The sequence below is a fragment of the Stenotrophobium rhamnosiphilum genome, from assembly GCF_003052265.1.
Lineage (GTDB): Bacteria > Pseudomonadota > Gammaproteobacteria > Nevskiales > Nevskiaceae > Stenotrophobium > Stenotrophobium rhamnosiphilum.
In genome coordinates this window covers 231037-252900 of record NZ_QANS01000002.1, presented here as the reverse complement: position 1 = coordinate 252900, position 21864 = coordinate 231037, and the positions used below count along the sequence as shown (strand labels likewise).

General features: G+C 55.0%; 23 protein-coding genes. 17 read left to right on the top strand and 6 right to left on the bottom strand.

Annotation, left to right across the window (positions count from 1 at the left end):
• Positions 1-21: 21 nt before the first annotated feature.
• The gene (gluQRS, locus tag CJD38_RS05070) at positions 22-933 is read right to left on the bottom strand and encodes a tRNA glutamyl-Q(34) synthetase GluQRS (RefSeq protein ID WP_107939240.1); all 912 of its coding nucleotides are present in this window, start codon (positions 931-933) and stop codon (positions 22-24) included.
• 246 nt (positions 934-1179) lie between these two features.
• On the opposite strand from gluQRS, the gene CJD38_RS05065 reads away from it, so the two are divergent.
• The 5 genes from CJD38_RS05065 (at position 1180) to CJD38_RS05045 (ending at position 7121) form a co-directional block, all read left to right on the top strand.
• The gene (locus CJD38_RS05065; protein ID WP_107939239.1) at positions 1180-1986 is read left to right on the top strand and encodes an HAD-IA family hydrolase; all 807 of its coding nucleotides are present in this window, start codon (positions 1180-1182) and stop codon (positions 1984-1986) included.
• Positions 1987-2077: 91 nt separating this feature from the next.
• Positions 2078-3670 carry an FAD-binding oxidoreductase gene (locus CJD38_RS05060; RefSeq protein ID WP_107939238.1) on the top strand — a complete coding sequence of 531 codons (1593 nt, stop codon included), beginning with the start codon at positions 2078-2080 and terminating at the stop codon, positions 3668-3670.
• Positions 3671-3677: 7 nt separating this feature from the next.
• A complete protein-coding gene (locus CJD38_RS05055) occupies positions 3678-4040 on the top strand; it encodes an antibiotic biosynthesis monooxygenase (protein ID WP_146165928.1) in 363 nt (120 codons plus the stop codon).
• The gene (locus tag CJD38_RS05050) at positions 4027-5553 is read left to right on the top strand and encodes a glycerol-3-phosphate dehydrogenase/oxidase (RefSeq protein WP_107939236.1); all 1527 of its coding nucleotides are present in this window, start codon (positions 4027-4029) and stop codon (positions 5551-5553) included. The genes CJD38_RS05055 and CJD38_RS05050 overlap by 14 nt, the downstream gene beginning before the upstream one ends.
• Positions 5550-7121 (top strand): FGGY-family carbohydrate kinase, encoded by a 1572-nt coding sequence (locus CJD38_RS05045; RefSeq protein ID WP_107939702.1) that lies wholly within the window; start codon positions 5550-5552, stop codon positions 7119-7121. The genes CJD38_RS05050 and CJD38_RS05045 overlap by 4 nt, the downstream gene beginning before the upstream one ends.
• 60 nt (positions 7122-7181) lie before the next feature.
• Here CJD38_RS05045 and CJD38_RS05040 read toward each other — a convergent pair whose 3' ends face one another.
• The gene (locus CJD38_RS05040) at positions 7182-7532 is read right to left on the bottom strand and encodes a terminase (protein WP_107939235.1); all 351 of its coding nucleotides are present in this window, start codon (positions 7530-7532) and stop codon (positions 7182-7184) included.
• Positions 7533-7563: 31 nt separating this feature from the next.
• On the bottom strand, positions 7564-7986 hold the full coding sequence (gene queF / locus CJD38_RS05035; RefSeq protein WP_107939234.1) for a preQ(1) synthase: 423 nt from the start codon (positions 7984-7986) through the stop codon (positions 7564-7566).
• Positions 7987-8223: 237 nt separating this feature from the next.
• Between queF and smc the strand changes: the two genes are divergently transcribed.
• The 5 genes from smc (at position 8224) to CJD38_RS05010 (ending at position 15602) form a co-directional block, all read left to right on the top strand.
• A complete protein-coding gene (gene smc, locus CJD38_RS05030; RefSeq protein WP_107939233.1) occupies positions 8224-11739 on the top strand; it encodes a chromosome segregation protein SMC in 3516 nt (1171 codons plus the stop codon).
• Between the two features lie 17 nt (positions 11740-11756).
• Positions 11757-12545, top strand: a complete 789-nt coding sequence (locus tag CJD38_RS05025) for a cell division protein ZipA C-terminal FtsZ-binding domain-containing protein (protein ID WP_107939232.1) — start codon at positions 11757-11759, stop codon at positions 12543-12545.
• Positions 12542-14620, top strand: a complete 2079-nt coding sequence (ligA, locus tag CJD38_RS05020) for an NAD-dependent DNA ligase LigA (RefSeq protein ID WP_107939231.1) — start codon at positions 12542-12544, stop codon at positions 14618-14620. Before CJD38_RS05025 ends, ligA begins: the two co-directional genes overlap by 4 nt.
• An 88-nt stretch (positions 14621-14708) precedes the next feature.
• Positions 14709-15113, top strand: a complete 405-nt coding sequence (locus CJD38_RS05015) for a TlpA family protein disulfide reductase (protein WP_107939230.1) — start codon at positions 14709-14711, stop codon at positions 15111-15113.
• Positions 15114-15203: 90 nt separating this feature from the next.
• Positions 15204-15602, top strand: coding sequence for a thioredoxin domain-containing protein (locus tag CJD38_RS05010; protein WP_161554170.1), 399 nt, complete (start codon positions 15204-15206; stop codon positions 15600-15602).
• A 2-nt stretch (positions 15603-15604) separates the two neighbouring features.
• Here the strand turns inward: CJD38_RS05010 and CJD38_RS05005 are convergent, their stop codons facing one another.
• From CJD38_RS05005 to CJD38_RS04995, 3 genes are read right to left on the bottom strand one after another with little or no spacing between them, the layout of a single operon-like run.
• Complete coding sequence (locus CJD38_RS05005) at positions 15605-15892, bottom strand: BolA family protein (RefSeq protein ID WP_107939228.1); 288 nt, start codon at positions 15890-15892, stop codon at positions 15605-15607.
• The gene (locus CJD38_RS05000) at positions 15889-16188 is read right to left on the bottom strand and encodes a YciI family protein (protein WP_107939227.1); all 300 of its coding nucleotides are present in this window, start codon (positions 16186-16188) and stop codon (positions 15889-15891) included. The genes CJD38_RS05005 and CJD38_RS05000 overlap by 4 nt, the downstream gene beginning before the upstream one ends.
• The gene (locus tag CJD38_RS04995) at positions 16188-16721 is read right to left on the bottom strand and encodes a septation protein A (protein ID WP_161554169.1); all 534 of its coding nucleotides are present in this window, start codon (positions 16719-16721) and stop codon (positions 16188-16190) included. Before CJD38_RS04995 ends, CJD38_RS05000 begins: the two co-directional genes overlap by 1 nt.
• 31 nt (positions 16722-16752) lie before the next feature.
• Between CJD38_RS04995 and CJD38_RS04990 the strand changes: the two genes are divergently transcribed.
• The 7 genes from CJD38_RS04990 (at position 16753) to rplS (ending at position 21863) form a co-directional block, all read left to right on the top strand.
• Positions 16753-17382, top strand: coding sequence for an L-threonylcarbamoyladenylate synthase (locus CJD38_RS04990; RefSeq protein ID WP_107939225.1), 630 nt, complete (start codon positions 16753-16755; stop codon positions 17380-17382).
• Positions 17383-17498: 116 nt separating this feature from the next.
• Positions 17499-18266 carry an MBL fold metallo-hydrolase gene (locus CJD38_RS04985; protein WP_107939701.1) on the top strand — a complete coding sequence of 256 codons (768 nt, stop codon included), beginning with the start codon at positions 17499-17501 and terminating at the stop codon, positions 18264-18266.
• A 73-nt stretch (positions 18267-18339) separates the two neighbouring features.
• Complete coding sequence (gene ffh, locus CJD38_RS04980; protein ID WP_107939224.1) at positions 18340-19704, top strand: signal recognition particle protein; 1365 nt, start codon at positions 18340-18342, stop codon at positions 19702-19704.
• Between the two features lie 265 nt (positions 19705-19969).
• Positions 19970-20218, top strand: a complete 249-nt coding sequence (gene rpsP, locus CJD38_RS04975; protein ID WP_107939223.1) for a 30S ribosomal protein S16 — start codon at positions 19970-19972, stop codon at positions 20216-20218.
• 5 nt (positions 20219-20223) lie between these two features.
• Positions 20224-20751: a ribosome maturation factor RimM gene (gene rimM / locus CJD38_RS04970; protein WP_107939222.1), complete on the top strand. Its 528-nt coding sequence runs from the start codon at positions 20224-20226 to the stop codon at positions 20749-20751.
• A gap of 5 nt (positions 20752-20756) precedes the next feature.
• Positions 20757-21497, top strand: coding sequence for a tRNA (guanosine(37)-N1)-methyltransferase TrmD (gene trmD, locus CJD38_RS04965; protein WP_107939221.1), 741 nt, complete (start codon positions 20757-20759; stop codon positions 21495-21497).
• A 15-nt stretch (positions 21498-21512) separates the two neighbouring features.
• Complete coding sequence (gene rplS, locus CJD38_RS04960; protein ID WP_107939220.1) at positions 21513-21863, top strand: 50S ribosomal protein L19; 351 nt, start codon at positions 21513-21515, stop codon at positions 21861-21863.
• Position 21864 lies beyond the last annotated feature (1 nt).

Here is a 21864-nt window from a genome sequence, read left to right as displayed (position 1 = left end):
ATCAAAAAATGTTGCACTGCGTTAAAGAATGCCAGAAGCCGGACTATTACTCCACTGCAAGGCGGTTTTCTTGGGGATATGGGCAATATCCCACTGCTGAGTCGCCCAGTTCAGGATGTCGGCTGGAGTGGCGCTGAACAGTGAAGTAGGTGGGTTCTGGCCTAGGGCAGTGAGACATTGCAGCAAATTGCTTGGAGCATCTTTTGCGTCGATAGGCGCGGCATGATTTTGCTTGCTGAGCTTCTTTCCATCGTTTTGCACCAGCACCGGCAAATGCCCGTATTGCGCAGGTTTCAGTCCGAGTAGCTGTTGCAGGTAAAGCTGGCGAAAGGTTGAATCCAACAGATCTGCACCACGAATTACTTCAGTAATGCCTTGCTCAAATTCATCTACAGCGCAGGCCAGTTGATAGCCCAAAATTCCATCACTGCGCTGCACAACAAAATCACCGATCTCGTTGTGCAGTTGTCGCGTTTGCTCACCGAGCAGCAAGTCGACGAAGCTTAGTGAACTGTCATCTGCACGTACGCGCAGTGAGTGTTTTTCTGCGCCGACACTTTTATCGCGGCAAGTGCCCGCATATACCGGCCCATCTGGGCCTGCGAGCGTAGTCGCAGCCAATTCTGCTCGCGTGCACGTACAGCCGTAGAGCAATTTGCGTTCGGTCAACACATTTAAAGCGTGTTGGTATTGCTGGATGTACTGCGACTGGTAGCGCGGGGCTTCGTCCCATTGCAGTCCGTGAGATTCCAACTGCTTGAGAATGGCGGTGTCTGCGCCCGGCACGTTGCGTGGGATATCCAGATCGTCGATGCGTATTAGCCATTGGCCACCTCTTGCGCGTGCTTGCAGATAGCTGGCTAGGGCAGTGAACAGCGAGCCCATGTGCAAAGGGCCGCTAGGTGTCGGCGCAAAACGACCGCGATAACTCATGCAGCCACCCAATTGGCGGCACTTAAGCGCAGAGAATTTTCTTTAAAGGCGAGCATGGCTTAAGCGTAGGTTCAGGCTGATGGATCAGTATGGGTTTAACGATGGAATGGCTATTTTCGCGAACGTGCGAAATTAGCAACAAATCTCAAAACTGTATACAATTAAAACGTATTCAGAGGACGCTTCTAGGACCATGAAGCCTACGGAACATCTAAAGTTTTTGTCAGCAGTTCGAGTCTTGCAAGCATGAGCCTGCAAGCACTCCTGTTTGATGTGGACGGCACTATTGCCGACACCGAAGCGCTGGGCCATCGGCCTGCGTATAACCGTGCGTTTCGCGAGCTCGGTCTTTCATTTCGTTGGGGCCCCAAGCTTTATCGCAAGTTGCTGAAGCAACCAGGTGGTCGTGAGCGTTTGAAATATTTTTTTCTCAAATATCATCCGCCACTTGGTGAGCATGAGGAAGAAGCCAAGGCGGGTATCGATGCGTGGGTCGCTCGTGTACATGAACTGAAATCACATTATTTTCATCGCTACATGCGACGCGGTCGCGTACCACTGCGCCCAGGCGTTGCGCGCTTGATGCGCGAAGCACGTGAAGCGGGATTGCACTTGGCCATCGTTACTAACGCCAGTCGCAAAACCTTGGAGCCCGTACTCAAGTACAGCCTCGGTCCCGAGATGATGGCGGAAGTTGAAGTCATCGCCAGTGGCGAAGAAGTGAAAAATAAAAAACCATCACCGGATATTTATTTACTTGCCGCACAGCGCTTGGGATTAAAGCCGGAAGAATGCGTTGCGCTAGAAGATTCCGAGATGGGATTAGAAGCGGCCTCAGCTGCAGGTGTGCGCGCAGTGGTTACGGTGAACTCCGATACCATCGAGCAAGATTTCACCGAAGCCTCACTCGTTGTCAGTGGCCTAGGTGAACCCGGTGCGCCTACGCGCGTGCTCAAGGGCCAACTCTCTGGCTATGGTTGGGTCACGATTGACGCGCTTAAGCTGCTCTGTGAGGCCCCGAAGAGCGCTGACCCTGAGTCACTGGTGGCATAAAGCCGCTGGGGCGAAATTTCGCCTCTGTGCCCTGAGCGGCAACAGTTCCTAAAGCTATACTTCCTCGCAAATAACATGTGGGGAATCTATTGTGAGACGCTGGAACGGTTGGGGCGACGATAGCGACATATTTGCATTGACTGACGACGCGCGCGCATTTGTGCGCGAACGCGTTGGCGACGGAGTTCCGTCAACGGACGCGACGCGCGAGCAAGCGTTGAAGACGGTTCCGGAATCCAGAGTTAAATCCCCTCTATTTGTGACTGACGCAGCGACGCGTCTTGATCGCTCGCGTGGTCAAAGTTTTCCAGACTGGATTGCGATGCGCTCAGGCCGCATGGGCCCTTATGCCGATGGCGTCGCGTTTCCAACGACGCACGATGAAGCCGCAGTTGCATTGGCAGAAGCCAAAAAAATCGGCGCCATCGTGATTCCTTACGGCGGTGGCACCAGCGTTGTCGGGCATCTGAATGTTCCGGCAGGCGATCAGCCCGTCGTGAACATCTCGCTAGAGCGGATGAACAAACTGCTCAAGCTCGACGAGACTTCGATGCTGGCCACCATCGGCGCAGGTACGCCGGGCCCGCAGGTCGAGGCGCTGCTCAAACCGCATGGTTATCTGCTTGGCCACTTTCCGCAGTCGTATGAATATTCGACGCTCGGTGGTTGGGTAGTTACACGTTCCAGCGGTCAGCAGTCGTATCGTTATGGCCGCATCGAAAACATGTTTGCTGCTGGGCGTCTGGTGACGCCGCGCGGAGAGTTGGATGTTGGTGGCATGCCGGCATCAAGCGCTGGACAGGATTTGCGTGAAGCGGTGATGGGTTCAGAAGGCAGGTTTGGTTTGCTGACAGAAGCGACTGTGCGTGTTCGACGCTTGCCTGAGCGCGAAGATTTTCACGGTGTATTTTTCCCAAGCTGGGAGATTGGCCTCGATGCTGTGCGCACGATGGTGCAAAGCGATGTGCCCTTGTCGATGCTGCGTCTCTCCAACGAAATTGAAACTGAAACCCAACTCGCACTCGTTGCAGGTCACAAGACTGCGCTCACTTGGTTGAATCGCTATCTGCGTCTGCGTGGCATTGGTCAAGGCGCATGCATGTTGATGATTGGCGTGACGGGTTCGGAGATTGAATGCAATCACTCACGTCATCGCGCACTCGATATTGCCGCGAGCTTTAAGGGTGCGCATGTGGGCCGCTTCATGGGCAAAGCATGGGCCAAGAATCGTTTCCGTGGCCCTTATCTGCGCAACGCACTATGGGAAGCAGGCTACGCAGCCGACACAGTCGAAACCGCCATCAACTGGAACAAAGTCACGCCGCTGATGCGTGCGATAGAACAAACCGCACGCGATGTGTTGGGCAAAGAAAACGAGAAGGTTCACGCCTTCACGCACTTGTCGCATGTCTATCGTCAGGGTTGCAGCATTTATTCCACCTTCGTATTTCGCTCGACAGGTAACTTTGAAGGTGACTACGAACGCTGGCGCAAACTCAAGAGTCGCCTCTGCGAAACGATGGTTGAGCATGGCGGCACCATTAGCCATCAGCACGGCGTTGGTGTCGATCACGCGCCGTATATGCCAGCAGAGAAGGGCGCGCTGGGTATGGATCTGATCCGCGCAATGGCGCGTGAGTTTGATCCGCAAGCCATGATGAATCCCGGCAAGTTATTTGTCTGAGGCGCGCGTGAGCAACAACAAAACTGAATTCGCAGTGATCTACCAATGGCTGATCAAGCCAGGCAAAGAGACGCAATTTCGCAAAGCGTGGGAAGGACTAACGCTGCTGCAGATGAATAACCGTGGCTCACGTGGTTCGCGCTTGCATAAGAGCGAGCAGGGCACGTGGATTGCTTATGCTCAGTGGGTGGACAAGAAATCTTGGGAAGCCTCATGCGAGCAAAAGCCTGAAGACGAAATGTGGTCGCAGCTCATGCTAGATGCGGTCGAAGATACTTGGCCACCGACTTTTCTCGCGCCCATTGCAGATCACCTCATGCCAGAGCAGCTAGCGTCACAAGGATTGACGGGGCCTCATGTCAAGCATTGATCTCAATACGCTGCCAGCATCTTTCGACGCGATTGTGATTGGCGGCGGCATCTCGGGTGCCGGAATTCTGCGTGAAGCCGTACGCACCGGCGCGCGTGTACTGCTGGTTGAACAAAATGATTTTGCCTCCGGCACATCATCGGCATCATCAAAGTTGGTGCACGGTGGTTTGCGTTATCTCAAGAACAAGCAGTGGCGTTTAACGCTGGAGTCGGTACGCGAGCGTCAGCGATTGCTACGTGAAGCGCCGGGCCTTGTTGAGACGCAACCTTTTCTGATGCCGCTGTATCAGGGTGCCAAGCCCGGCAAATTCACGATGCGGATGGGCCTATGGATTTACGATCTGATGGCAGGCACTTTCGTCTCTGGGTGGTTGTCACAAAATTCATTGCTGAAGATTGAGCCAAATCTGCGCAAGCCAGATTTGCTTGGTGCCGTGCATTACGAAGATGCGCGCACGGATGATGCGCGTTTGGTTCAGCGTTTGATTCGTGATGCGGTCGATGCTGGCGCTGTTGCACTCAACTACGTGCGCGCCGAAGTGGTGATGAGCGGTGCGCAAGTAACAGGCGTGCGCCTGACAGATTCGGCTTCAGGCCAAACGCGTGAGATCGCTGGCAGTATTGTCATCAACGCCAGCGGTGCGTGGGCAAGTGATCTGCAAGGGGCGCCAGAAGGAAGTCCTAAATTGCGTCCTCTGCGTGGCAGCCATTTTGTTTTCTCAAAAGACACGCTGCCGGTAAAGAGAGCGGTGTCTTGGTTACACCCTAAAGATCAGCGGCCGATCTTTGCGTATCCATGGGAAGGCGCTGTTGTGTATGGCACCACTGATCTTGACCACGATGCATCGCAAGGTCATCCACGAATGACGCTTGAAGAAGCCGATTATTTGATTGATGGCTTGGCTTATCAATTTCCGGCATTGCAGTTAAAGTCCAGTGATGCACTTTCAACTTACTCAGGCGTGCGTCCGATTGTCGATAGCGGCAAAGATAATCCGTCAGAAGAATCACGCGAGTCAGCAATGTGGAGCAGTCCCGGCTTGGTGAATATCACCGGCGGCAAGCTCACGACTTTTCGCGTTACCGCGCGCGAAGTTTTGCATGAAGCGGCCAAGCAAGTTCCTGCGCTGGCGCCGGGCAAAGATCAGCCCGTGTTTGAATCTGCAAAGCAGCAGAAGCATGAGCGCTTGTTTGGGCGCTTGGGTGCAAAAGCAGCAAACGTATTGCTAAGCAGTTCAACACCAGCGCAGTTGGAAATCATCGAAGGCACGCCCTATTGCTGGGCAGAGCTGCATTGGGCTGCGCGCCACGAGCAAGTTCATCAACTCGACGATTTGTTAATGCGCCGCACGCGTATTGGTTTGGTGATGGTCAACGGCGGTCTGGAAATTCTGCCGCGTGTCAAAGAAATTTGCATGACTGAATTGGCTTGGGATGAAGCGCGTTGGAATGCCGAATCTGCACGCTATCTTGAACTATGGCAGCGCAATCACGCGCCGGTGATTGCATGAGCGATAACACAAGCAAAGTCAGACTTCTTGCGATTGATGTCGGCACGCAAAGTGCACGCGCGATCGTGTTTGATGCGCAGGGCCACTTGTTGGTTAAAGCGCAGACAGCCATTGAGCCGACTTATCAATCGCCGCAGCCAGGCTGGGCAGAGCAAGATCCAGAGGTTTATTGGAATGCGGTTACCGAAAGCTGTCGTAAGCTGTGGCAACAAGACGTCGTAAAGCCAGACGAGATCACTGGACTTTCACTGACCACGCAGCGCGCCACCATGGTGTGCGTCGATCGCGCTGGCAAGGTTCTGCGTCCGGCAACGGTATGGTTGGATCAACGTCGCTGCACTGCGCCACCTGATATGGGCGCAATGTGGAACACCGCATTCAAACTTGTTGGAGCAACAAGTCTGATTCAACATTTTCAGGCCGAGGCAGAAGCCAACTGGTTTGCGCAGCATCAGCCGGAGATGTGGCGCGAGACGCACAAGTTTTTATTTCTCTCCGGTTGGCTCACAGAGCGATTGGTTGGCGACTACGTTGATTCAGTGGGATCGCAAGTTGGATTTATTCCTTTCGACTACAAGCGACTCGCTTGGGCCAAGCCTGCCGATTTCAAATGGAAAGCCGTTGCTGTTCGCCAAGAGCAGTTGCCGCACTTAGTTGCGCCAGGGGGCAAGCTGGGTACGCTCAGCAAAGTTGCTGCTGATGCTTTGGGTTTGCCAGTTGGCGTGCCAGTGATTGCTGCTGCTGCGGATAAAGCTTGTGAAGTGCTCGGTTGCGGTGTGATGGAGCCCGATGTCGCGCAGCTTTCGTTCGGCACAACGGCCACCATCAACACCACGCAGTCGCGATACATCGAAGTGCAGCGCATGTTGCCCGCGTATCCGGCCGCAATGCCAAACGCGTGGAATACCGAGATCCAAATTTTCCGCGGCTTCTGGATGGTGAGTTGGTTCAAGCGTGAATTTGCGCAACGAGAACAGGCGCTGGCGAAAGAACGTGGCGTTGCTGTCGAAGCGTTGTTTGATGACCTCATCAAGAATATTCCAGCGGGCTCAATGGGCCTGACCTTGCAGCCATACTGGTCGCCGGGCGTGCGCGATCCGGGCCCCGAAGCCAAAGGCGCGATCATTGGCTTCGGTGATGTGCATACGCGCGCGCATTTGTATCGCGCGATTCTCGAAGGTTTGGTTTACAGCTTGCGCGCGGGGCGTGAGCAGATCGAAAAGAAGACCAAGCGTCCGATTCGTCGCGTGATTGTTGGCGGTGGCGGTTCGCAGAGTGATCAAGCAATGCAGATCACGGCGGATGTTTTTGGTTTGACGGCTGAGCGTCCAGAGATCTATGAAACTTCAGCCTTAGGCGCGGCGGTGAATTTGGCTGTGGGCTTGGGTGTGCATGGTGATTACGCTACTGCGGTCTCAGCGATGACGCGCATCGGTAGCCGCTTCGAGCCAGAACCTGAAGCGCGCAAGGTTTATGACGCGCTATATCGTGATGTGTACCGCGAGCTGTATCCGCGTTTGCAGCCGCTTTATAAGAGAATTCGCGAAGTGACTGGGTATCCTGCGTAGGGCGCGCTGTGCGCACCGCTATACTCTGTTAACCAAGGTGATCGGTGCGCGCAGCGCACCCTACGTTGACGATTTCAAATTTTCGTACCAACCACCGCTCGCAAGAAAACGCGGAAACGTTACGAACTGTTCGGCGACGATGCGTCGCACAAACTCCCAGCGAGTTGTGAATGGCACGGGCTGCAACGCTTCCATCTCGTGGCCGCGTCCCTGTGCGAACAGGGACAGGCCAACAAGAATCGCGCCGCCAAACGCGTGCAGTGCGCCTTCAAACAATAGAGCGGTGATGACGTTAAACGTGCCAAGCCAGAACAGCGGCACGGCGACGATGTGAATAATCAGATTCATGCGATTGCGGTGGCGCTTGCCGTAATCGCTCCACTGCCAATCCAATAATTCTGAAAACGTCATCGAGCTTTCCCCTAAAAGCTGTCTGGATTATTTACGGCGTCTCACCTGCGCCTGTCGGATCAACATGCCAAGCGGATGGAGGCAGCGTGCCTTTCCAGCCCTTCTTGGTGTGCTCAGCGGTGACGTGCGTGTAGATGCCGCCGCGGACATTGAACACGGCGGTGAGGCGCATGTAGCGAGGTTTTGTTGCTTTGACCAATTCATCAAGAATCTGGTTGGTCACAGCTTCATGGAAGCAGCCTTCGTTGCGGAAGCTCCACAGGTACATCTTGAGCGCCTTCAATTCCACGCAAGATTTGTCGGCAACGTATTCCAGATACAGCGTGCCGAAATCCGGTTGACCGGTTTTGGGGCAGAGGCAGGTGAACTCCGGCATGCGCATGCGGATGGTGAAATCGCGCTGCGGAGCTGGGTTGGGGAAGGTTTCGAGAGTCTTGCTGGGTTTGGAGGTCATGGCAGTTGTGCTTTAAGTAATGTGAAAGTTATTTATTCTGATGAAATAAAACGTCATCGTGGGGATGTTTGGAGCAAAGTCCGAGCGGCGGCTGGCTATGAAGCTTAATCGCGTAATGCCCGTGAAGATGCGGTAGCGATAATTTACACTACGGCACTTAAAGGCCGCCTCAAAAGCGGCTTAGTTATTCACATTTATAAGAGCGCCCGTCATACGGGCCTTCAAAAAAGAGTTTCAATGCGACTTTCTGGCATAAAAATCGCCGGGTTCAAATCCTTTGTGGATCCGACCCATCTGCCGCTGCCCGCGAACCTGACCGGTGTGGTCGGCCCTAATGGCTGCGGAAAATCCAACGTGATCGACGCTGTGCGCTGGGTGCTGGGTGAGACCAGCATCAAGAACCTGCGCGCAGCCGACGCTGAAGACGTGATCTTCAACGGCTCCAAAACGCGTAAGCCGGTTGGCCGCGCGATGGTTGAATTGACGTTTGATAACAGCGACGGCCAGATTGCTGGCCCGTTTGCGGCGTATGCCGAAATTGCTGTGCGTCGTGAACTCACGCGTGATGGCAACTCGCAGTACTTCCTCAACGGTCGCAAATGCTTGAAGCGCGACGTGACCGATTTGTTCCTCGGCACCGGTCTGGGTGGCAAGAACCAGTACGCGATCATCGAGCAGGGCATGGTTTCGCGAATGATCGAAGCCAAGCCAGAAGAACTTCGTCACTGGTTGGAAGAAGCCGCGGGCATCTCGCGATATAAAGATCGCCGCAAAGAAACCGAATCACGTATTAAGCAGACTCGCGAAAACCTCGCACGCTTGAACGATCTGCGCAGCGAAATCACGCAGCGTCTGGAAGTGCTGAACAAGCAAGCCGCCAACGCTGAGAAGTACAAAGAACTCAAGACCCAAGAGCGTCAACTTCGCGCCGAAATCCTCGCGTTGCGTCAGCGCGCCTTGGTCGATGCATCGCAGTCGCATGAGACATCCATTGCTGATCTTGAAAAAGCACTGGAAGACGTCCGCACGCAGGTCAAAGTCAGCGAAGACGCTCGCGTCGCCGCCGAGATCGAACAGCGCGTTGCAGGGCAGGCGCTGAACGAAGAGCAGTCCAAAGTTTACGAAGCAGAAGCCGCACTGGCGCGTCAGGAACAAAGCCTGACCCATGCACGCGAACTCAAATCGATGAAGGCGCGCGAGCTCGAAGAGCTCGGCCGTCGAACGGCTGAAGTTGAGCGTCGCACGCAGTCCGAGCAAAAGCGTCTGGAAGATCTAAACGCATCGTTGATTGCGTTGGAGCAACAGGCCAAAGATGGCGAACAGCGCGAAGTTGATGCGCAGGGCGCGCTGATTGAATCGGAAGAAGATTCGCTGCGTGAACAGAATCGTTGGGAAGAATTCACCCAGCGTGCTGAGTCGCCTTTGTTCCAGACTGAAGGTGAGCGCGTACGCGTTCAGCAGATGGAACGCGCGCAGTTGCAGATTGATGAGCGTCTCAAGCGTCTCAGCGCTGAACAGCAAACGCTGAACATTGGCCCGATCCAGTCGAGCCTGTTTGATGTTGATGCCGAGCTGACCAATCTGAATAACGAGATTGCAGAATCGCAAGGTCGCTTGCAGTCGCTGGATAGTGATTTGCAGGGCCTGCGTGATGAGCGCTCCGCTGCAGAAACCGCGCTGCATGAAACGCGTCAGTCATTGCAGACCGCACGCGGTCGCATGTCTTCGTTGGAAACGTTGCAGCAAGCTGCGCTACGTCAAGACGATGCTGAGCTCAACGCTTGGCTGCGCCAAAATGAATTGCACGAACTGCCGCGCCTCGCTTCTGCGCTGCAAGTTGAATCGGGTTGGGAATCAGCGGTTGAGCATGCGTTAGACGGTTTGCTGCAGGCGCCGTTGCTGCCGCAGTTCGCCGACAAGCTGCGTGGCATCGCCAACGCCCCTAAGGCTGGCACGGTGTTGATGGATCACGTGCCTGGAAACGGCGGCCCTGCGGGCACGCTGGCATCCAAGACCACGGGCCCAAGCGCTGTTATTGAATTCCTCTCCGGCGTTTACACCGCAGCGACCAACGAAGAAGCGCTGGCCCGCATGGCCACGCTCAATCCGGGCGAGTCAGTTGTTACGCAAGACGGTGTTTGGCGCGGACGTAACTGGGTGCGTTACCCACGTCGCGATGCTGATCGCGGTGGCGTGATTGCGCGCGGTCAGTTGCTCAAGCAACTGAAGGTGCAGGTTGAAGAGCAGAGCGAACAGGTACTCGACAAGGAACGCATCCTTGGCGAACTGCGCAATCGCATTCAGGCGATGGAAAACGAGCGCCGCGATAAGTCCGGCCGCTTCGAACAGGCACGCGCACGCCAGGCGCAGCGCATGGCTTTCCGTCAGGCGCAGGCTGTTCGTTTGGAGCAGACCGAAGCGCGCATGAACGCGCTGACCAAAGATATCGAAACGCTGAACGCTCAGCGTGAGCAGCAAGCAGAAGAGTTAACCGAAACGCGCGAGCGTTTGATCTCGCTTGAAGCGATTGCCAATCAACTGCGCGAAGAGCGCACGCAAATTCAGCAGGCAATGGCGAAGACGCGCGATCTGGTTCAGCGTGCGCGCATGGGTCTCAACCAAGCGACGCAGGCGCGTAACGAAATCAATGTGCAGCTGGCAGGTAAGCGCAGCGCACTCGCAGCTTTGGAGCAGACGCTTCGCGATCTGGCTGCACAGTTGGAGACGTTGGCGAATCAGCGCGTTGAACAGCAGCAGATGGCAGAAGAATTGGATCTGCCATTGCAGAATCAATCCGAAACCGTCGAGCAGGTTCGCGCTACGGTGCAGGCAGCACGCGATCAATTGCGTGTTGCGCGTGAACGCTTAGAAGCAACGGAAGCTGCTTTGGTCGCTGCCGTACAAGCTTCGCGTAATGCCGAATACGGTAAGGACGAAGCGGTTGAGAAGGTTCAGGCCGCGAAGATCGAATTTGAAAACCTGCGTGCGCGCCGCGAAGGCTTGGCTGCACAGATCGAAGAAACCGGTGTTGACCACGACGAGTTGTTCGCAGGCTTGAAGGAAGATGCGACTGCCGAAGCTTGGGAAGAAAAACTCGCTTCAGTGTTGCGTCGTATTGAACGTCTGGGTGCGATCAACCTCGCGGCCATTCAGGAACTCGAAGAAGCACAGGCCCGTGAGAAGTATCTGGGTGACCAACATGCCGACTTGCACGGCGCGCTGGAAATGCTGGAAGGCGCAATCAAGTCGATTGATGGCGAGACGCAATCACGCTTCAAAGAGACCTTTGACAAGGTTAATGACGTGTTTAAGGACCGCTTCCCGAAACTGTTCGGCGGCGGCGAAGCCTATCTGGAGCTGACCGGCGACGACCTGCTCGACGCTGGCGTGCGCGTGATGGCGCGTCCGCCCGGCAAGCGCAACAGCACGATTCACCTGCTGTCCGGTGGTGAGAAGGCGATGACGGCTGTGGCTCTGCTACTGGCCTTGTTCCAGCTCAACCCGGCGCCGTTCTGTCTTATGGACGAAGTTGACGCCCCTCTGGATGACGCCAACGTTGGCCGTTTCTGCGAGATTGTGCGAGAGATGTCGCATAACGTACAATTTATTATCATTACGCACAATAAGATCACGATGGAACTGGCCGCTCAATTGCACGGCGTTACGATGCAGGAGCCAGGTGTGTCGAGATTGGTAAGCGTAGACGTATCGCAGGCCGTCGAATTAGTCGGTCAACCAGAGACTAAAGAGTAAAAGGAAACAGAGCTGCCATGAGCACATTGCAATGGGCTTTGCTGATTATCGCCATCGTCGTGGTGGTCGCGATTTACTTTGCCAGCCGCCGCGAAAAACGCGTGCCGGTGGTGAAAGACTGGGCTGCCGCAAGACCGCCTATCGCGATCAACAAGCCGCCAGCAGGCGATCAGATGGAAATCTTTTCGCGCACGGGTGAGTTCGACGAGTTTGGCGTGGGTCGTCCGCGCAGACGCGTACCACCAACGGCGGGCGGAATCCCCGGTGCGCTGCAACTTGAAGAAAGCGCTGATCCCGCAACATTCCCTGGTGTGGCTGCAGCATCTGCACCAGCAGCGCCCGTGATTGATATTCCTCAAGTTGAAGTTGCCGCGCCTGTTGTAGCGCCTAAGGTTGTCGAGCAGAAAATTCTCGCCATCCTGATTGCTGAACGCGAAGGCGGCGTGATCATGGGCAACAACCTGCATCGCGCACTGCGCAAAGAAGCTTTGGTTTTCGGCGAGCGCAAAATTTATCACCGCATGGATTTGGGTCAGCCGGTGTTTTCGGTCGCTGGTTTGCTGAAGCCGGGTCAGCTTGATCCTGCGGAAGCTGAGAGCTTCAGCACGCCGGGCCTCACCGCATTTATGGTGTTGCCAGGACCGGCATCGCCTGTAGACGCTGTACGCGATCTGCTCAATACCACCAAGGAACTCGCCAAGAGCCTCAAGGGCGAGTTGTTCGACAACAAGCGCCAGCCCTTCACCGAAGCGTCCGAGCGCGCCATGCTGGCCGACGTTGAGGAATGGGCGCGCCGTAACGCGTGAGCGCTTCAGACACCGCTACAAAACGCGCCGCAGAACTGCGGCGCGAGCTCAACGAGCACAATCACCAGTACTACGTTCTAGATCAGCCGAGCATTTCTGATGCGGCTTACGATGCGCTGTTCCAAGAACTTCAAGCACTCGAAGTTGCTCACTCTGAACTCCTAACGCCTGACTCTCCGACGCAACGTGTCGGTGGTGTGGCGCGTCCAGAGTTCAAGCCGGTCAAGCATCGCCTGCCGATGCAATCGCTGCGCAAAGAAAATGATGAAGCTGAGTTGCGCGACTTTGATCGTCGCGTTTGCGAAGCATTGCTGCGCAGCGCGGTGGATTACGTGGCTGAGCCCAAGCTCGATGGCTTGGCGGTTTCACTGATCTACGAAAACGGCGTGCTCGTGCGCGGTGCAACGCGTGGTGATGGTGAGACCGGCGAAGACATCACTGAAAATCTCAAAACGATCCGACACATTCCACTGATTCTACGTGGCGCAACGCCGCCGCTATTGGAAGTTCGCGGTGAAGTTTATTTGCCACTCGCGGGTTTTAAGCGCTGGGTGGATGACGTCACCGCACGTGGTGAGAAGGCGCCGGTCAATCCGCGTAATGCCGCTGCGGGAAGCCTGCGTCAACTTGACTCCAAAATCACGGCGCAGCGTCCTTTGGCTTTCTACGCCTATGCGGTTGGTTACACGGAAGGTTGGGCTGCGCCGCGTTTACATTCGGAAGTGTTGGCGCAGATTAAAGCGTGGGGCTTTCCGGTTTCAGAATTAATTGAAGTGGTGCAGGGCGCTGATGGCTGTCTGCGTTATTTCGAAGCGATTGGCGCAAAGCGTGCGGGCTTGCCGTTTGATATCGACGGTGTCGTATTCAAACTCAACGATCTGGCTGGGCGTGAAGAACTCGGCTCTGTCTCGCGTGAGCCGCGCTGGGCCTGCGCATATAAGTTCGCAGCCGAGGAAGCTGAGACGGTTCTCGAAAATATCGAATTCCAAGTGGGGCGAACAGGCGCTATCACGCCAGTGGCGCGACTCAAACCGGTGTTTGTTGGCGGGGCTAATGTGTCCAATGCCACGCTACACAATATGGGCGAAGTCGCACGCAAAGGCGTGATGATTGGGGACACCGTGATTGTGCGCCGCGCTGGCGATGTGATTCCAGAAGTAAAAGAAGTTGTGCTGGCCAAGCGCCGAGAAAATGTACGGGCGATTGCCCTGCCTGCAGGTTGTCCAGTTTGCGGCAGCCCGATTGAGCAGGAAGAAGGCGAGGCCGTTGCGCGTTGCAGTGGTGGCCTGACTTGCCGCGCGCAATTGCATGGCGCGCTTCAGCACTATGTCTCGCGTCGCGCGCTGGATATTGAAGGCCTTGGCGAAAAGTTATTGGCGCAGTTGATCGATCAATCACTGCTGCAATCGCCTGCAGATATTTATGCCTTGCGCGTAGATACGCTGGCAGGCTTAGAGCGCATGGGCGAAAAGTCTGCGCAAAACGTTATTGATGCGATTGAGGCGAGCAAGGCGACTACGCTGGGTCGTTTCATTTACGCACTGGGTATTCGCGATGTCGGTGAAGCAACGGCAGTTGGACTGGCCACGCACTTCCGAACGCTTGAGGCATTAGAACAAGCGGCGAAAGATGATGCGCCGACAGCCGATGCTGAAGGGCTCAAAGATAAAGAACGCTTTCCAAAATTGCGTGAAGTGCCTGATGTTGGCGTGGAAGTCGCTCGCCAAATCAGTCGCTGGTTCGCGCAATCCAAACATCATGACTTGCTGGCTCAGTTGCGAGCGGCAGGCATTCATTGGCCTGAAGCAGCGGCGCGACCTTCAGAAGGCCCCTTGCTCGGAAAGACCTTTGTAATTACAGGCACGCTGCCTGTGTCACGAGATCAGGCTTCTGATTTCATCGAGGCACAAGGCGGAAAAGTGACTGGCTCGGTATCAGCTAAAACGGACTTTCTATTGGCTGGTGAGGCCGCTGGTTCCAAGCGAGCCAAGGCAGAAAAGCTGGGCATTGCAATCCTAGACTGGGACGCACTTCACACTTTATGCGGAACGATAAAAGCCCAAGTAGATAAATAGTACCGTTAGATAATTTGTCTAATGTTGATGAATAGTTAGTTCAGTACTTTGCGCGCCTCGGAATTGACGCCAAAGGATTTGGACGCACATGAAGTGCTTAATAACGATTATTTTTAGTTTCGCAGTGTTTTTTAACTCCAACCTCGCTTGGAGCGCCGGCCCCACAAAATCAGCAGAACCGATGGCTGTGTTTATCGCCGCTGATTGGTGCGCCAACTGCAAAGTTCTTGAGCCTAAGCTGCACGATGCTTTGAAAGGCTTTGAGCACAAGATCAACTTTGTGAACATCGATGTCACTGACGACCGACGATTCTTTCAGTCCAAGCAAGTGGTCTTTAAGCTCGGCGTGCCAAAGCTGTTGAAGGGCTCAGTGTCGGTGGGTTGGGTCGCATTGTTTGATCGCAATGGCAATCAGGTCGGCAAAATCATGCAGGACATGAGCGTGGATGAAATGAAGCAGGCTCTGCAGACCTTATCGGCCAAGTCGATCTAAATATCGCTCTTAGGGAATTATTTGGACCTTGCTGTGGTCGTATCCAGTATCTTCATGCCAAGCTTGCCAATGTTTAAAACTGGAACACCTATGAAACGTCTGCTGCCGATTTTTTTGAGTTTTGTTGCACTGTTGAGTTCTTCTCTTGCGCTCAGTGCTGAGCCCGCAAAAGCAGCGCAGCCAATGGCGGTTTTGATCTCCGCTGATTGGTGCATGAACTGCAAAATCATCAAGCCAAAATTGGAAGAGGCTTACAAAGGCTTTGAGGGCAAGATCAATTTTGCCAGCCTTGATGTAACCAACGACAAAACATTCTTCAAATCCAAACAACAGGCTTTTGCGCTTGGCGTGCCGCAGTTGCTGGCCGGTTCTGTTTCAACCGGCTGGGTGGCTTTGTTTGATCGTCAGGGCAAACAGGTTGGCAGGCTCATGCAGGATATGAGCGTTGAAGATATGCAGAAGGCCCTGAAAGCCTTAGTGGCAAAATAAACTTAGTTTGACGACGACTGCGCGACGCTTTCTGCAGGCGTCAGCGCGCGAATGCTGAGCGCGTGAATATCGGTTTGCATCAGTGCATCAACAGCGGCGTAAACCATACGATGACGGGCAATCAGCGATTGCCCCGTAAATGCCTCAGCCACAACTTTCACATTGAAGTGCCCGCGGCCCGTTGCAGCGCCAGCGTGGCCGGCGTGTAGATGGCTTTCGTCTTCGACTTCGATTTGTTGCGGCTGCAGCGTGAGCTGCAATGCACCGCGAATTTTCTCGATGCGTGTCACGGCAGCGCTTTAATGAAAGGCTGCACGTCTACGTGCGAATAGACGCCTGCTTTAACGTAAGGATCTTCATCGGCCCACGCGCGTGCGCTGGCAAGGTCAGCAAACTCTGCGACGACCAAGCTGCCTACAAAGCCAGCGGCGCCCGGATCAAGGGCGTCAATCGCTGGACGCGGCCCAGCGAGAATCAAGCGGCCTTCTGCTTGGAGTAATTTGAGACGCTCAACATGTGCAGGACGCGTTTCTTTGCGCATCGCGAGGCTGTTCGGCACATCGTGCCCAAGAATCATGTACAGCATTACTTTTCCTGCGGCAGGTAGCGTGCGATAAAAGGAATGTGCGACAGCATGAACACCAGCATCAGTGCGCTAAAGCCAAAGGTTTTGAATTTGACCCAAGTCGATTCGTCGAAATTAGAGGCAACGTAGAGGTTCAACACCGCGCAGAAGGCGAAGAAAATCGCCCAGGCAAAGTTGATGCGGCGCCACACCGGATCAGGAATCTGTAGCGCGGTTTGCGGGATGCGTTGCAATAGCACCTTCTCGCCGATCACATGGCTCAGCAGCAGTGCGAGCGAGAACACCGCATAAAGCGCAGTGGGTTTGAACTTGATGAACGCCGGATCGTGGATATACAGCGTCAGGCCGCCGAAGAAGGCCACGATGATGGCGGTGATCAGGTGCATCTTGTGAAGCTCGCGCTTCCACAGCCAGTAGATCAGCACCAGCGCAAACATCGAGACGATGAGCACGCTCGTGGCTACGTAAATGCCGCCAATGTAATAGGCAGCGAAAAAGGCGAGGGCGGGAAACAGGTCGAGGAAGAATTTCATACGTCGATTATAGCTGCCGCTACAATGTTGCATGAGTGCTGATTGGTTCGAACTACATCCAGACAACCCGCAGAAGCGCCTGCTGGCGCAAGTTGCGGTGCGGCTGCGTGCGGGCGCGGTGATCGCGTACCCCACAGATTCTTGCTACGCACTAGGCTGTCATCTAGGCGATCGTGAGGCTGCGGAGCGACTGCGGCGCATTCGTCAGTTCGACCGTCATCACCAATTCACCTTGATGTGCCGCGATCTTTCTGAGATCTCGACCTATGCACGCGTCGACAACACACAGTTCCGTTTGCTCAAGCGTCTGACGCCAGGGCCTTACACCTTTGTATTGGACGCGACCAAAGAGCTGCCGCGCCGCGTCGCACATGAAAAGCGTAAGACGATTGGTATTCGCGTGCCTGAGCATGTGATTGCGCAAACCATGTTGGAGACACTGGGCGAGCCCCTGATTAGTTGCACGCTGCAGTTTCCGGGTGAAGATGATCCGGTCGACGATCCGCAAGATTGGCGCGATCAGTTGATGCGTGAGGTCGATATTGTTCTGGATGGTGGTAACTGCGGAACGGCACCGACCACAGTGCTCGATCTAACCGGCGGCACCGTGCAATTGCTGCGTCAGGGCAAGGGCGATGTTTCAGATTTGGGTTTGGACTAGTCGGGCCATTTAGCGTTTTTCGCCGAAATATCGTGCGGATGAGCCCAAGCACACACTTCCGGATGTTTGCGGTCGCTATGCTAGTATCAAATCCTACATTCACAGTGAAGGAAGGCATGCGGATCAAGGTCTTAGGCTGTAGCGGTGGCGTCGGCCCTGGCCTGCGCACGACCAGCTTATTGGTCGGCGATGAGACCCTCATCGACGCGGGTACTGGCGTGGGCGATTTAAGCCTCGAACAGCAAGCCCGCATCCGCCAGATCTTCTTGACCCATTCGCATCTCGATCACGTTTGTGGCCTCGCTTTTATGGCCGATAACCTGTTCGATCTGATTGAGCGTCCCGTGAAGGTTTGGGCGACAGCAGAAACACTTTCGGCAATCAAAGAACATATTTTTAACTGGAAAATCTGGCCAGATTTTTCCGTGCTGCCGAATGAGCAAAATCCCTTGTTGGCGTTTTCCACGATTGAGCCAGGCCAATCGCTGACGTCTGCGGATCACTACAAACTCACTGCTTTTAAAGTGCTGCACACAGTGCCTGCGGTTGGTTATGCGGTTGAGGCTGAGCGCGGTACTTTTGTGTTTACGGGCGATACCTACGCCAATGAAGGTCTCTGGACTTTCCTCAACAGCTTGCCGCGTCTGGACAAGCTGATGATTGAGATCGCCTTCCCGAACGAAGACGACGAGCTGGCGGAAGCTTCCAAGCATTTCACTCCGGTTTTGTTGGGGCGCGAGCTGCACAAGCTGCGTCATAAGCCGCAAATCCTGCTGACGCACCACAAGCCGGGCTATGAGCAGATCATCGAAACGGAATGCCGCAAGGAACTGGCTGGTTGGGATTACCGCCATCTCAAACGTGGCGATCTGATCGAAATTTAAACGCCTCGCGCAGCTACCGACCCGGTAGAATGCCGCCTCTGAATTCTCTTGTTTCACGCTCCCGGTTTCTCGCATGTTTGAAAATTTAACGACCCGACTTGGCACTGTTCTCGATTCCATTCGCGGCCAAGGCCGACTGACGGAAGATCAGATCAATGCCGCAACGCGCGAGCTGCGCATGGCGCTGCTTGAAGCCGACGTTGCGCTGCCGGTTGTTAAGGAATTCATCGAACGCATCAAAGTGCGTGCAATCGGTGTTGAGATCACGCAGAGCCTGACACCGGGCCAGCAATTCTTGCGCGTGGTTCAACAGGAACTGACGCAGACCTTGGGTGGTGTTGCAGAACCCATCAATCTTCGCGCGCAGCCACCAGCCGTTATCTTGATGGCAGGTTTGCAGGGTGCAGGTAAAACCACCACCACCGGCAAGCTGGCGCTGTTCCTGAAAGAACGCGAGAAAAAAACCGTCATCGTCGTATCGGCCGACGTTTATCGTCCGGCTGCTATTGAGCAGTTGCGCATCGTCGCCGGCAATGTCGGCGTTGAGTGGTTCCCTTCGGAAGTTGGCCAAAACCCAATTGCCATTGCTGAAGCCGCGTTGGCACATGCGCGTAAGACTTACGCTGATGTTCTGATTGTCGATACCGCGGGCCGTACCACGGTCAACGAAGACATGATGAAAGAGATCACCGCGTTGCACGGTGCGCTCAATCCGGTTGAAACCCTATTCGTCGTCGACAGCATGACGGGTCAGGACGCAGCCAAGACCGCCAAGGCTTTTGCTGATGTTCTGCCTCTGACCGGCGTGGTGTTGACCAAGGTTGATGGCGACTCACGCGGTGGTGCGGCGCTGTCGGTTCGTCAGGTCACTGGCAAGCCGATCAAGTTCATGGGTATGGGCGAGAAGTCCGACAAGCTCGAGATCTTCCACCCGGATCGTATTGCCACGCGCATTCTCGGTCAGGGCGACATGCTCAGCCTGATTGAAGAAACCACGCGCAAAGTCGATCAAGAAAAAGCGCTGAAGTTTGCTGAGAAGCTGAAGAAGAACAAAACCTTCGATCTCGAAGATTTCCGCGAACAGATGGCTCAGGTTCAGAACATGGGCAGCATGGAGGCGATTCTGGACAAGCTGCCGGGTGGTGCGCAGATGAAGGCGCAGGTGGCCAAGGCCAACCCGGAAAAGCAGATCAAGCGTTCGGTCGCCATCATCAATTCGATGACCAAGCAGGAGCGTAAGTACCCTGATTTGATCAAAGCCTCGCGCAAGCGCCGCATCGCGGCCGGTGCTGGGGTTGAGGTACAGGCGGTGAACCAGTTGATGCGCCAGTTCGAAACCACCCGCGACATGATGAAGAAGATGGCGGGCGGCGGAATGATGAAGATGATGCGTAGTCTGGCTGGTAAAATGCCGCCCGGAATGATGCCAAAACGCTAAGTTTTGGTGGTTTTGGGCTGTTTTAGCCCGCTGATTTTGCTGTTAGATCGCTCTTTTTTGATTTTTGATGGCCACAGTCTCAAGGGCGCAATGCCCGTTGTGGGCTCCTGCGCATCCATGCGCCCGCCCACATACCGTACTTCCTGTACATAAATTGAGATAATTTGTCGAAATAGATTGTGGACGCCTTCATAAATGGCTAAAATGCGCGCCCTTTAATGCGCCCGGACTCTTTCGGTCGCACGATATTTGGAAACGATTAAGTATGGTTACCATCCGTTTAGCTCGTGCTGGCTCTAAGAAGCGCCCGTTCTATCATGTTGTCGCCACCGAAAAGAGCAGCCCGCGTGACGGCCGCTTCATCGAGCGCCTGGGTTTCTACAACCCTAACGCCCGCGGCGCAGAACAGAAGCTGGTTGTTGACGCTGGTCGCGTTGACCATTGGACCAAGCACGGCGCACAGGTTTCTGAGCGCGTTACGTACTTGCTCAAGAGCCTGCCTAAGGCCGCTTAAGCCCGATGAATACGCGCCGAGTGACGCTGGGCCGCGTCGTCGGAGCGTACGGGATTAAAGGTTGGGTGAAGGTAATCTCCTCCACGCGACCTGAGCGCAACATCCTTGATTATTCACGCTGGTGGATCGCCAAAGGCGAAGGCAGCGAGGGTTATCAGGCTCAATTGCTGGAAGGCCGTGTCCATGGACGCGGCCTTGTCGCACAAATTAGCGGTAGAGATGGGCTGCCGGTCACTGACCGCAACGTCTCCGAATCACTGATTGGTAGCGAGATTCAGGTGGAGCGTTCTTCGCTACCGCCTGCCGGAGATGGACAGTATTACTGGCACGACTTGATCGGTCTCAAGGTTCAGTCGGAGCAAGGTGACGCACTAGGCGAGGTGACTGAAATCACCAGCAACGGCGCACAAGATATTTTGGTGGTGAAGGATGCTGAAACCGAACGGCTCATTCCGTTTGTACAGGATCACATCATCAAGTCGGTCGATATCGGTCAGGGTTTGATCGTCGCCGACTGGCTTCCAGAGTACTAGGAAGCATGAAGATTGAAGTGCTGACGCTGTTCCCCGAGTTGGTGGAACAGACAGGTAAGCACGGCATGCCGAGGATTGCGGTTGAAGGCGGAGCCCTGCAGCTGAGTACGCGTAACCCGCGTGACTACAGTGGCAACAAATGGCGCCGCGTTGACGACCGACCCTACGGTGGTGGTCCGGGAATGGTGATGGAAGCTGAGCCGCTGGCTCGCGCAATCACTGATGCCCGAGCAGAACTGGGCGATGTACGCGTGATTGGGTTGTCGCCGCAAGGCCAACCACTGACGCAAGCCTTGGTCGAAAAGCTGGCAGAGATGCCCGCACTGGTTTTGGTATGTGGTCGCTACGAAGGCATTGATGAACGCTTCGTGCGAACGCAGTTAGATATGGAATTGTCGCTGGGCGACTTTGTTTTGTCCGGCGGTGAATTGGCGGCGATGGTGGTGATCGACGCGGTGGCGAGGTTGCTACCCGGCGTGTTGGGCCATGAGGCATCGGCAGTGAACGATTCGTTCTCGGCAGGCATCTTGGATCACCCACACTACACGCGGCCTGAAGACTGGCGCGGCCAGTCGGTACCTGAAGTGCTGATGTGCGGCGACCACGCCAAAGTGGCGCGCTGGCGACTGAAGCAGGCTCTCGGTGCCACATGGTTGAAACGGCCTGACTTGTTAGAAGGGCTGGCGCTGGACAAGGAAAAGAAGCAACTGCTGAGTGAGTTTATCGCTGAGCAGAACGTCATTTGATATGAGGTGAGTGTTATGCAGAACAAAATTATCGCCGCGATTGAAGCGGAACAGATGGGCAAGAAGATCCCGGATTTCCGTCCTGGTGACACCGTCGAAGTGAAAGTTAAGGTTAAAGAAGGCGACCGCGAGCGTCTGCAGGCGTTCGAAGGCGTTGTTATCGCCCGCCGCAACCGCGGCGTGAACTCGGCATTCACCGTTCGCAAGATTTCGCACGGCGAAGGTGTTGAGCGCGTTTTCCAGACCTACAGCAGCCAGGTTGCTGAGATCATCGTGAAGCGCCGCGGCGACGTCGCACGCTCCAAGCTCTACTATCTGCGTGACCTCGCCGGTAAGGCAGCTCGCATCAAGGAAAAGCTCGCTTAAT